The following is a 12,845-nucleotide window of genomic DNA, read 5'->3' as shown; positions in this document are numbered from 1 at the left end:
CCCCGAAGCAAGACCCGGATATTCGAAAGGCACCGAGATGACCACTCGATTGCGCGCCCCGCGACGGCTGGCGGCCCGACTGGGGGCCACGGCCACGGTGGGCGTCCTGGCCCTCAGCCTGGCCGCCTGCGGCGGAACCACCAAGGACTCCTCGTCGGCGTCCGGGGAGGGCAACACCGGCGGGGAGGCCACGGCCGACCCGAACGCGCCGATGAAGAAGGACCTGAAGCTGGCGTTCCTGCCGAAGCAGGTCAACAACCCGTACTCCACCATCGTCGACAACGCCGGCATCGCGGCCGCCAAGGAGTTCGGCGCCGAAGCCAAGGAGGTCGGGCCGTCCGACGCCTCGGCGTCCTCGCAGGTCTCCTACATCAACACGCTCGTCCAGCAGCAGCACGACGCGATCCTCATCGCCGCCAACGACGCGAACGCGGTGTGTGGGCCGCTCAAGCAGGCGATGGCCAAGGACATCAAGATCGTCGCCTACGACTCCGACACCAACCCCGACTGCCGGGACGTGTTCATCAACCAGGCCTCCTCCGAGGACATCGGCCGCAGCCAGGTCAAGCTGCTCGCCGACCAGATCGGCGCCAAGGGCGAGATCGCGATCCTGTCGGCGACCGCGAACGCCACGAACCAGAACGCCTGGATCGAGTTCATGAAGGACGAGCTGAAGAAGCCCGAATACTCCGGGATGAAGCTCGTCAAGGTGGCCTACGGGGACGACGACGACCAGAAGTCGTTCCAGCAGACCCAGGGCCTGCTTCAGGCGTACCCGAACCTCAAGGGCATCATCTCGCCGACCACGGTCGGCATCGCCGCCGCCGCCCGCTACATCTCCGGCTCCGAGTACAAGGGCAAGGTCGCGCTGACCGGCCTCGGCACCCCGAACCAGATGCGCAAGTTCATCAAGGACGGAACGGTCGAGAAGTTCGCGCTGTGGGACCCGGCGAACCTCGGCTACCTGGCCGGATACGCGGCGGGCGCGCTGGCCTCCGGCCAGATCACCGGCGAGCAGGGCCAGAAGTTCAAGGCAGGCAAGCTCGGCGAACGCAGCATCGGCGCCAAGGGCGAGATCATCCTCGGCCCGCCGACGGTGTTCGACGAGAAGAACATCGACGACTACGACTTCTGAGCCCGCTCCGCACATGGACACGGATTCTTCGCGCCGGAAGCGCATCTGCTTCCTGCTGAAGGTCAGGCAGGACCGCCTGGAGGAGTACAAGCTGCGCCACCAGGCGGTCTGGCCCGGCATGCGGGCCGCCCTGCGCGACTCCGGCTGGCACAACTACTCGCTGTTCCTTCGCGAGGACGGCCTTCTCGTCGGCTACCTGGAGACCGACGACTTCGAGGCGGCGCAGGAGCGGATGGCCCGCACCGAGGTCAACGCGCGGTGGCAGGCGGAGATGGCGCAGTTCTTCGAGGACCTCGACGGCCGCCCCGACGAGGGGATGCGGCCGCTCCCCGAGGTCTTCCACCTGGATTGAAAGAGGTAGACGTGAACGACACCAGCGCGGTGAAGGACGCCCTGCGGCGCCAGCAGATCGAGACTCCCTCCTGGGCGTACGGGAACTCGGGGACCCGTTTCAAGGTCTTCGCCCAGCGGGGCGTGCCGCGCACCCCGTGGGAGAAGATCGACGACGCCGCGCAGGTCCACCGCCACACCGGCGTCGCGCCCCGCGTCGCCGTGCACATCCCCTGGGACAAGGTGGACGACTACGCCGCGCTGGCCGCGCACGCGGTGGAGCAGGGGGTGCGGATCGGCGCCGTCAACACCAACGTCTTCCAGGACGACGACTACATGCTCGGCAGCGTCACCAACCCCGACCCCGCCGTCCGCCGCAAGGCGCTCGACCACCTGCTCGAAGCCGTCGACATCATGGACCTGACGGGTTCCCGCGACCTGAAGCTGTGGTTCTCCGACGGCACGAACTACCCCGGGCAGGACGACATCCGCGCCCGCCAGGACCGGTTGGCCGAGGCCCTCGCCGCCGTGTACGAGCGGCTCGGCGACGACCAGCGGTTCCTGCTGGAGTACAAGCTGTTCGAGCCCGCGTTCTACATGACCGACGTCCCGGACTGGGGCGCCTCCTATGCGCACTGCATCAAGCTCGGCCCGAAGGCGCAGGTCGTGGTGGACACCGGCCACCACGCGCCCGGAACCAACATCGAGTTCATCGTCGCGTTCCTGCTGCGCGAGGGGAAGCTCGGCGGGTTCGACTTCAACTCCCGCTTCTATGCCGACGACGACCTGATGGTGGGCGCCGCCGACCCGTTCCAGCTGTTTCGGATCATGTACGAGGTGGTGCGGGGCGGCGGCTACGACGCGTATTCCGGCCGGGGGGCGCCCCCCCACGCCCCCCGGCAAGAGCGCGGGGGAGCCGGCGTGGCGTTCATGCTCGACCAGTGCCACAACATCGAGCCGAAGATCCAAGGCCAGATCCGCTCGGTGATGAACGTCCAGGAGGCCACGGCCAAGGCGCTGCTCGTGGACGCCGGCGCGCTGTCGGCCGCCCAGTCCTCCGGTGACGTGCTCGAAGCCAACGCGGTGTTCATGGACGCGTTCAACACCGACGTCCGCCCGCTGCTGGCCGAGGTCCGCGAGGAGATGGGCCTGCACCCCGACCCGGTCGCCGCCTACAAGGCGTCCGGCTACTACGAGCGTGTCGCCGAGGAGCGCAAGGACGGCCAGGCCGCCGGCTGGGGCGCCTGACCACCACCGCCGACAAGGAGACCGAGGATGCCCCCCACCTCGAAACGCCGCTGGACCGCCGCCGTCACCGCCGCCGGGCTCGTCCTGGCCCTCGCCGTCCCCGCGCACGCGCGGGAGCGGGCGGCGCTGCGCGTCTCCCATCTGGAGACCGAGCACGCCGCCACCCCGATCGCCGTCTCCGCTCCCGAGCCCCGCTTCGGCTGGACGCTGTCCTCGCGCGAGCGGGGCCAGCGGCAGACCGCGTACCGCGTCGCGGTCGCCACCGCCGACGGGGGCCGCACCGTCTGGGACTCGGGGAGCGTGGCGGGGGCGCGCTCCTACGACGTCCGCTACGGCGGTCCGGCGCTCAAGCCCGCCACCCGCTACACGTGGCGGGTCAGGGTCGCCGACGCGGAGGGGGACTGGACGCGCTGGAGCAAGGAGACCTGGTTCGAGACGGCGCTCGCCGAGGACGGCTGGCGCGGTTCGTGGATCGGCGCGCACGGGAGCGCCTCGGCCGTGCCGGACCTGGACGGTACCGACTGGATCTGGCACCCGGAGGGGGAGCCGGCCACGGAGGCGCCCGCCGGGGCGCGCTACTTCCGCGGGACGTTCGACCTCGCCGCGGTCCCGCAGGGCGCCCGCCTGGTCATGACCGCCGACGACGGCTTCACCGCCTGGGTGAACGGAGCCGAGGCCGGGGGACGCGACCCCGACCCGGCGAAGGAGAACTGGAAGCGCCCCATCGTCGTCGACGTGACCTCGAAGCTGCGGCAGGGCCGCAACGTCGTCGCCGTCCAGGCCGTCAACGGCCGGCCGAGCCCCGCCGGCCTCCTCGGGCGGCTGGAACTGCCCGGCCGGGAACCGGCGCGGTTCGACACGGGCGCGGGATGGCGCTCCGCGAACGAGGAGCCGTCCGGCGACTGGCGCGCCGCCGGCTTCGACGACGCCGGCTGGGCGGAGGCGAAGGTGCTGACGGCCTGGGGAGGCGCCCCCTGGGGCGAGGTCAAGCCCGAGAAGCCCACCCTCCCCGAGCCGCTCCTGCGCCGCGACTTCACCGTCCGCGGCAAGAAGATCGCCAAGGCGAGGCTGTACGCCGCCGCGGCCGGGTACGCCGAGCTGAGCCTGAACGGCAGGCGCGTCGGGGACGAGGTCCTTCAGCCCGGCTTCGTCCGCTATGACAAGCGCGTCCAGTACGTCACCCGCGACGTCACCCGGATGCTGCGGCGCGGCGGCAACGTGATCGGGGCGCGGCTCGGCCGCGGCTTCTACGGCATGACCCAGCAGAACGTGTGGAACTGGCACGACACGCCTTGGACCGCCGAGCCCCGGCTGCTGGCCCAGCTCGTCGTCACCTACCGCGACGGCAGCACCGAGACCGTCGCGACCGACGGCCGGTGGCGCCACGCCGAGGGCCCCGTGCGCTACGACTCGCTCTACGGCGGCGAGACCTACGACGCCCGCCAGGAGAAGCGCGGCTGGGACCGTCCCGGCTTCGACGCGTCCTCCTGGGAGCGGGCCGCGACCCTGCCCGCGCCGACGGACACCATCGTGCCGGAAGAGCACGAGCCGATCCGGGTCACCGACACCCTCCGCCCGGTCGCGGTCACCAATCCCAAGGAGGGGACGTACGTCTTCAAGCTGCCGCGCAACATCGCCGGCTGGGCCCGCATCCGCCCGAGCGGCCCCGCGGGCACGAAGATCGGCCTCAAGTACGGCGAGCGGCTCGACGACGACGGCACCGTCCTGGCCGAGAGCGGACACGTCACCGGACGCTTCCAGGTCGACGAGTACATCCTGTCCGGGCGCGGCGAGGAGAGCTGGGAGGCCCGCTACACCTACAAGGGTTTCCAGTACGTCGAGGTGACCGGCTGGCCCGGCGAGCCGCCCACGGCCGCCGACCTGGACGGCCGCGAGGTCCGGACGGACCTGCGCTCGACCGGGACGTTCCGCAGCTCCAGCGGCCTGTTCAACACGATCGAGAAGATCACCCGGCAGACCGTGGTCAACAACTGGCACGGCATCCCGACCGACACCCCGATGTACGAGAAGAACGGGTGGACCGGCGACGCCCAGCTCATGGCCGAGATGATGATGGGCCGCCACGACCTGCGCCGGCTGTTCGCCAAGTGGATGACCGACCACCGCGACAGCCAGGGACCGGACGGGCTGGTCCCCGCAATCGTCCCCGACAACGGCTGGGGTCTCGGCGACGGATGGCCCTCGCCGCCGTGGCACGCCTCGTTCACCGTCATCCCGTGGCTGATGTACGAGCGGTACGGCGACCGCGCCGTCCTGGCGGAGAACTACCCGGCGATGCGGCGCTACCTCGACGACTGGCTCAAGCGCGGCGACGGCGGCATCTACCCCAGCCGGCTGAACGACTACCTGGCCCCCGGGTACGGCGGCAACACCCCCGAGGACAAGCGGCTGCACGGCACCGCCTACACCTACTCCAACAGCCTGGTCATGGCCGACATCGCCGAGGTCCTCGGCCACGGCGCCGACGCGGCCCGCTACCGCGCGGCCGCCGCGACGATGAAGGACGCGTTCAACAGGGAGTTCCTGCGCGGCGACGCCTACGTGACCGACACCGACCCCGGCTACCGTCAGACCTCGGCGCTGATCGCGCTGGCGCTCGGCCTGGCGCCGGAAGAGTCGCAGAAGGCCGTCACCGCCCGGCTCGTCCGCGACGTCAGGGAGCGCGGCGACCACCTCAACACCGGGGCGCTCGGCACCAAGTACCTGCTGACCGAGCTGACCGCGCGCGGCCACGGCGAGCTGGCCTACAAGGTCGCCACCCAGCGCACCTACCCCGGCTGGGGCTACTGGGTCGACAACGGAGCGACGACGCTGTGGGAGCGCTGGGACCTGGACGCCCGCTCCCATGACCACGTCTTCCTCGGCGGCGCCATCGGCGAGTGGTTCCAGGAGGACCTGGCCGGGATCCGCCCGGCCGCGCCCGGATACGACCGGATCAAGATCGCTCCCAAACCGCTCGGCGACCTGACCTCGGTGAACGCCTCGATGCCCACCCCGCACGGGCAGGTCTCGGTCCGCTGGAAGCGGTCCGGCTCCGGGTTCGCCCTGGAGGTGAGCGTCCCGGTGGGCGCGACCGCCGAGATCCACCTGCCCGCCGCCGCGGCGGCGCGGGTCACCGAGAGCGGACGGCCCGCCGGGTCGGCCGAGGGCGTCCGCGTCCTGGGCGCCGGGGACGGCGTCGTCCGGCTGGAGGCCGTGTCCGGGACGTACCGATTCAACGCACGCAAGTAACGCACGTTGGGAGATGTTCGATGACGTCCACCCCACCCGAGGTGGAGCAGCTGCTGGAACGGGCCAACACCCTCGGCTCGGACCCGCGCAACACCAACTACGCGGGCGGCAACGCCTCGGCGAAGGGGACCGCCACCGACCCCGTGACGGCCCGCGACGTCGAGCTGATGTGGGTGAAGGGCTCCGGCGGCGACCTCGGGACCCTCACCGAGAAGGGCCTGGCCGTGCTCCGCCTCGACCGGATGCGCGCCCTCGCGGGCGTCTACCCGGGCGTCGAGCGCGAGGACGAGATGGTCGCCGCGTTCGACTACTGCCTGCACGGCCCTGCTGGTGGCAACATGGGAGGCGCGGCGCCGTCCATCGACACCGCCATGCACGGCCTGGTGGAGGCCGCGCACGTCGACCATCTCCACCCCGACTCCGGCATCGCGATCGCGACGGCGGCGGACGGCGAGGAACTCACCCGCCGGATCTTCGGGGACCGGGTCGCGTGGGTGCCGTGGCGGCGTCCCGGCTTCCAGCTCGGCCTGGACATCGCCGAGATCAAGAAGGCGAACCCGGACGCGATCGGCGTGATCCTCGGCGGCCACGGCATCACCGCCTGGGGCGACACGAGCGAGGAGTGCAAGGCCAACTCGCTCGACATCATCCGCACCGCCGAGACCTACATCGACGAGCACGGCAAGGCCGACCCGTTCGGCGAGGTCGTCCACCCGGCGCTGCCTCCCGAGGAGCGGCACGCCCGCGCCGCCGCGCTGTTCCCGCTGCTGCGGGGGCTGGCGTCCACGGACCGCCCGCAGGTCGGGCACTACACCGACGGCGAGGCCGTCCTGGGCTTCGTCTCCCGCGCCGAGCACCCGAGGCTCGCCGCGCTCGGCACGTCCTGCCCGGACCACTTCCTGCGCACCAAGGTCCGCCCGATGGTGCTGGACCTGCCGCCGGACGCTCCGCTCGACGACGCCCGCGCCCGCCTCAGGGAGCTCCACGCCGCCTACCGCGAGGAGTACGCCGCCTACTACGACCGGCACGCCGTCCCCGGCTCGCCGCCGATGCGCGGCGCGGACCCGGCGGTCGTGCTGGTCCCGGGCGTCGGCATGTTCAGCTTCGGCGCCGACAAGCAGACCGCGCGGGTCGCCGGCGAGTTCTACGTCAACGCGATCAACGTGATGCGCGGCGCGGAGGCCCTGTCGGCGTACGCGCCGATCGACGAGGCGGAGAAGTTCCGCATCGAGTACTGGGAGCTGGAGGAGGCCAAGCTCCGCCGCAGGCCCGCGCCGAAGCCGCTCGCCGCACGGGTGGCGCTGGTCACCGGCGGCGGCTCCGGCATCGGCGCGGCCACGGCCCGCCGCCTCGCCGCCGAGGGCGCCTGCGTCGTCGTCGCCGACCGCGACGTCGCCGCGGCCGAGAAGGTCGCCGCCGAGATCGGCGCGGGCGCCCCGCGCCCCTTCGACGCCGCCGTCGCCGCCGGAGCCGACGTGACGTCCGAGGACGAGGTCGCCGCCGCCGTCCGCGACGCGGTCCTCGCCTTCGGCGGTGTCGACCTGGTCGTCAACAACGCGGGGCTGTCGGTCTCCAAGCCGCTGCTGGAGACGACCACCGCCGACTGGGACCTCCAGCACGACGTCATGGCGCGCGGCTCGTTCCTCGTCTCCCGCGAGACCGCCCGCGTCATGACCGAGCAGGGAATGGGCGGCGACATCGTCTACATCTCGTCCAAGAACGGGGTGTTCGCCGGCCCGAACAACATCGCCTACGGAGCCGCCAAGGCCGACCAGGCGCACCAGGTGCGGCTGCTGGCCGCCGAACTCGGCGAGCACGGGATCCGCGTCAACGGCGTCAACCCCGACGGGGTCGTGCGCGGCTCCGGCATCTTCGCCGGCGGCTGGGGCGCCGAGCGCGCCGCCGTGTACGGCGTCGAGGAGGAGAGGCTCGGGGAGTTCTACGCCCAGCGGACGCTGCTCAAGCGCGAGGTGCTGCCCGAGCACGTCGCCGCCGCCGTCTTCGCCCTCACCGGCGGGGACCTGACCCACACCACCGGCCTGCACATCCCCGTCGACGCCGGCGTCGCCGCCGCGTTCCTGAGGTGAAGGAGAGACAGCGATGACGGACAGCACGGCACCGCCGGTGAAGGTCGGCCTGGTCGCCGGGGGGCTCGGCGCCTACTGGCCGCAGTTCCCGGACCTGCTGCCGCAGCTCCAGCGGTCCGCCGAACGGGTCTCGGAGCGGATGCGGGGCCTCGGCGCCGAGGTGGTCGACGCCGGCTTCATCTCCGACGCCCAGGAGGGAGCGGCCGCCGCCGAGAAGCTCCGCGCGGCCGGGTGCGACATCATCGTCGGCTTCCTCACCACGTACATGACCGCGACGATGCTGGTCCCCGTCGCGCAGAGGGCCGACGCCCCGGTCCTGCTGATCAATCTGCAGCCGACCGAGTCGATGGACCATGCCGCCTTCGACACCGGGCAGTGGCTCGCCTACTGCGGCGCCTGCCCGCTGCCCGAGATGGCGAACGCGTTCGAGCGCTGCGGCGTCCCGTTCCGCTCGGTCTCCGGATACCTGGAGGACGAGCGGGCCTGGACGAGGATCGGCCGCTGGGTGCGCGCCGCCGGGGTGAGGGCCGCGCTGCGCAGGGGCCGGCACGGCCTGATGGGCCACCTCTACCCGGGCATGCTGGACGTCTCCACCGACCTGACGCTCGTCAGCGCCAACCTCGGCGGGCACGTGGAGGTGCTGGAGTTCGACGACCTGCGCGTCCGGGTGGAGAAGGTCACCGACGCCGAGGCCGCCGCGAAGAGGGCCGAGGCGGAGAAGGTCTTCGAGCTGGACCCGTCCGTCGACGACGGCGACCTGGCCTGGGCGGCCCGCGTCTCCGCCGGGCTCGACCGGCTCGTGGACGACTTCGAGCTGGACAGCCTCGCCTACTACCACCGCGGCCTGGACGGCGAGATCCACGAGCGGCTCGGCGCCGGGATGATCCTAGGCGCCTCGCTGCTCACCGCGCGCGGGGTCCCGGCGGCGGGCGAGTACGAGCTGCGCACGTCCCTGGCCATGCTGATCGCCGACCGGCTCGGCGCGGGCGGCTCGTTCACCGAGCTGCAGGCCCTGGACTTCCACCGCGGCCACGTCGAGATGGGCCACGACGGGCCCGCCCACCTGGCGATCAGCGCCCGCCGCCCGCTGCTGCGCGGCCTCGGCGTCTACCACGGCAAGCGCGGCTACGGCGTGTCGGTCGAGTTCGACGTCCGGCACGGCCCCGTCACCGCGTTCGGGATCATCCAGCGCCGCGACGGCCGGTTCGCGTTCGCCGCGTCCGAGGGCGAGACCGTGGACGGGCCGCACCTGCGGATCGGCAACACCACGTCCCGCGTCGACTTCGGCTGCGATCCCGGCGAGTGGACCGACGCGTGGAGCGCCACCGGGATCTCCCACCACTGGGCCCTCGGCACCGGTCACCGGATCGCCGACCTGAAGGCCCTCGCCGACCTGCTGGAGATCGAGCTCATCGAGGTGAGGCCCTGACGCACACCGCACAGGATCGGGGGATCCACTTCTGAGGTGACGGCGAGCCGCGCCCCGCCCCACAGGGCCGCGGGTTCGGTCCGCCCTGCCCGAAAACCGGAGGAAGCCCATGCGGCGAACACCGTCCCGACTTCTCATCCTTCCGACATCGGTCCTCCTCATCGCGGGCGGAGGTGCCGCCGTCCCCGCGGCGGCCTCGCCCGGCGGCGCCGTGCGGGTCGTGGAGACCCGAACCGAGTACGGCGAGCGCCCCCTCGGCCTCGACGCCGCGCATCCGCGGCTGACCTGGCGGCTCGATTCGTCCAGGCGCGGGCAGGTCCAGTCCGCGTACGAGGTTCGGGTGGCGTCCTCGCCCGGACGGCTCGGGTCCCCTGACGTGTGGGACAGCGGGAAGGTCACGTCCGGCCAGTCCGTCCTCGTCCCCTATGCCGGGCCGCGGCTCAAGCCCCGCACCCGCTACTACTGGTCCGTCCGGGTGTGGGACGGGAACGGCCGTCCCTCCGGCTGGAGCAGGACCACCTGGTGGGAGACCGGCCTGATGGACGGCAGGAACCTCGCCGGGAAGTGGATCGGGCACGACGCGCCGCTGCCGATGCCCACCTCGTTCACCGGGCAGAACGACCCCTCGCAGCTCAAGGAGGGCACCCAGGGGCAGACGTTCACCTCCGACAAGCCGGTCACGGCGGTGTCGATCCCGATGCCGACGTGGCAGACGTCCGACGCGGACGTGACCCTCACCCTCCGCGAGAAGGGCCCCGGCGGCGAGGTCCTCGTGCAGCGCCGCGTCGAGGACCATTCCGACAACGCCGAGGCCACCCTCACGCTCGACTCGCCCGCTCCGGCCGGGACGTACTACGTCGAGCAGTCCGAGCCGTCCGGGCAGATCGGCTGGTGGGGCCACACCGAGGACGGCTACGAGCACGGGCAGGCGTACAGGGACGGCGAGCCCGTCGCCGGCGACCGCCGCTTCAGCTTCGAGACGCGCTCGTCCGGGCCCGACGGGCTCACCTCGCAGCTCCGCAAGGACTTCACCGTCGGGAAGAAGGTCGCACGGGCGCGCCTGTACTCGACGGCGCTCGGCGTGTACGCCGCCGAGATCAACGGCCGCCGCGTCGGCGACGACGAGCTGACCCCCGGCTGGACCGACTACGCCAAGCGCGTCCAGTACCAGACCTACGACGTCACCGGGCTGCTGCGCAGGGGCGGCAACGCGATCGGCGCCACCCTCGCGCCGGGCTGGTACGCGGGGCACATCGCCATCTTCGGGCCCGGCCAGTACGGCGACCGCCCCTGGTTCCGCGGGCACCTCCGGATCGACTACACCGACGGCACCTCCCAGACGATCGCCACCGACCCGAGCTGGCGCAGCGCCGTCGGGCCGGTGCAGAGCTCCGATCTGCTGATGGGCGAGGAGTACGACGCCCGCCGCAAGACCCCCGGCTGGAGCCGTCCCGGCTTCGAGGCGCGGGGCTGGAAGCCGGTCCTGCTGAACGAGGAGGCCGATCCGCTCCCGGTCGCCCAGGCGGCCGCTCCCACCCGGGTCGAGCAGGAGATCGAACCCGTCGAGATCACCAGCCCGAAGCCGGGCGTGCACATCGTCGACCTCGGCCAGAACATGGTGGGCACGGTGCGGCTGCGCGTGTCCGGCGAGGCCGGGCGGAAGGTGACGCTGCGGCACGGCGAGGTGCTCAACGACGACGGCACCCTCTACACCGCCAACCTCCGCACGGCCAAGGCCACCGACACCTACACGCTCAAGGGCGGCGGCTCCGAGACCTACACCCCCCGCTACACCTTCCACGGTTTCCGGTACGTGGAGGTGACCGGCTACCCCGGCACGCCCGACCTCGACGCCGTCACCGGACGGGTCATGCACACCTCCGAGCCGTTCACGATGTCGTTCAAGACCGACGTGAAGATGCTCAACCAGCTTCACCGCAACATCACGTGGGGGCAGCGCGGCAACTTCCTCAGCATCCCGACCGACACCCCGGCCCGCGACGAGCGCATGGGCTGGTCCGGTGACATCAACGTCTTCGGCCGCACCGCCACCTACAACATGGAGTCGGCCCGCTTCCTGGCCAAGTGGATGCAGGACATGCGCGACGCGCAGCCCGCCGACGGGGCGTTCCCGGACGTCGCGCCGAAGGTCGGCTTCCTGGGCGGCGGCTCGGCCGGCTGGGGCGACGCGGGCGTCACCGTCCCGTGGAACCTGTACCAGGCGTACGGCGACCGGCGGGTCCTGGAGGACAACTACGCCGCCATGCAGAAGTGGATCACCTACCTGGAGGAGCACAGCGAAGGGCTGCTGCGCCCGGCGTCCGGGTACGGCGACTGGCTGAACGTCGACGCGGAGACGCCCAAGGACGTCATCGGTACCGCCTACTTCGCCCACTCGGCGGCGCTGGTGGCCGAGACCGCCCGGACGCTGGGCAGGGACGCGGACGCCAAGCGCTACGACGACCTGGCCGGACGGGTCCGCGCCGCGTTCAACGAGGCCTACGTCACCGAGGGCGGCGCCCGCATCAAGGGCGACACCCAGACCGCCTACGCCCTGGCCCTGTCGTTCGGCGTCCTGCCCGAGGACGCGCGCGAGCCGGCCGCCGACCGCCTCGTCGAGCTGATCAAGGCGCGCGACTGGCACCTGTCCACCGGGTTCCTCGGAACGCCGGAACTGCTGCCGGTGCTCACGGAGACCGGGCACACCGACGTGGCCTACCGGCTGCTGCAGCAGAAGACGTACCCGTCCTGGGGCTACCAGATCGGCAAGGGCGCGACCACGATGTGGGAGCACTGGGACTCCATCAAGTCGGACGGCGGCTTCGAGGACCCGGCGATGAACTCCTTCAACCACTACGCCTACGGCGCCGTGGGCGAGTGGATGTACCAGCACATCGCCGGCATCAGCGCCGGTGAGCCCGGCTACCGCCGGACCGTGATCCGGCCCAGGCCGGGCGGTGACGTCCGCCGCGCGGACGCCACCTACGACTCCGTCTACGGGCCGGTCGGCACCCGCTGGTCGCTGCGCGGAGACCGGTTCACGCTCCATGTCTCCGTCCCCGTCAACACCACCGCCGAGGTCTGGGTGCCGGCCGCGGACGCCGGCGACGTCTCCCAGCGCGGCGCGACGTTCCTGCGCATGCAGGACGGCGCCGCCGTCTTCGAGGTCGGCTCCGGCTCGTACGCCTTCACCACGAGCAGCTTCCCCACGAGCTGACCCGTCCGCGCGGGGGCCCGGCGAAGGGACCGGGCCCCCGCGCCGCCGGACTCCCCGCCATCCGGCTCCGTCACGTCATCCTCCGTTCGTCCCACCCCTGAGGAGCCCGAGATGAGTGAACTGTCCAGGAGGCGGTTCGTGCAGGCC

7 protein-coding genes are annotated in these 12,845 nt (G+C 72.0%); all 7 read left to right on the top strand.

Going from position 1 to position 12,845, the window contains the following annotated elements:
- Positions 1-37 precede the first annotated feature (37 nt).
- On the top strand, positions 38-1,135 hold the full coding sequence (rhaS, locus tag E1281_RS29830) for a rhamnose ABC transporter substrate-binding protein (protein ID WP_131883054.1): 1,098 nt from the start codon (positions 38-40) through the stop codon (positions 1,133-1,135).
- 13 nt (positions 1,136-1,148) lie between these two features.
- Entirely contained in the window at positions 1,149-1,487 is a 339-nt protein-coding gene (locus tag E1281_RS29825; protein ID WP_131883053.1) for an L-rhamnose mutarotase, read from the top strand.
- A gap of 11 nt (positions 1,488-1,498) precedes the next feature.
- The gene (gene rhaI, locus E1281_RS29820; protein ID WP_131883052.1) at positions 1,499-2,713 is read left to right on the top strand and encodes an L-rhamnose isomerase; all 1,215 of its coding nucleotides are present in this window, start codon (positions 1,499-1,501) and stop codon (positions 2,711-2,713) included.
- 27 nt (positions 2,714-2,740) lie between these two features.
- A complete protein-coding gene (locus E1281_RS29815) occupies positions 2,741-5,965 on the top strand; it encodes a family 78 glycoside hydrolase catalytic domain (protein ID WP_131883051.1) in 3,225 nt (1,074 codons plus the stop codon).
- Between the two features lie 20 nt (positions 5,966-5,985).
- Complete coding sequence (locus E1281_RS29810; RefSeq protein WP_131883050.1) at positions 5,986-8,052, top strand: bifunctional aldolase/short-chain dehydrogenase; 2,067 nt, start codon at positions 5,986-5,988, stop codon at positions 8,050-8,052.
- 13 nt (positions 8,053-8,065) lie between these two features.
- The gene (locus E1281_RS29805) at positions 8,066-9,481 is read left to right on the top strand and encodes an L-fucose/L-arabinose isomerase family protein (RefSeq protein WP_131883049.1); all 1,416 of its coding nucleotides are present in this window, start codon (positions 8,066-8,068) and stop codon (positions 9,479-9,481) included.
- 109 nt (positions 9,482-9,590) lie between these two features.
- Complete coding sequence (locus E1281_RS29800) at positions 9,591-12,698, top strand: glycoside hydrolase family 78 protein (RefSeq protein WP_131883048.1); 3,108 nt, start codon at positions 9,591-9,593, stop codon at positions 12,696-12,698.
- The last annotated feature ends 147 nt before the right edge of the window (positions 12,699-12,845 follow it).

The sequence above is a fragment of the Actinomadura sp. KC345 genome (assembly GCF_004348515.1).
GTDB lineage: Bacteria > Actinomycetota > Actinomycetes > Streptosporangiales > Streptosporangiaceae > Spirillospora.
This window is presented reverse-complemented; position numbering and strand designations above follow the sequence as displayed.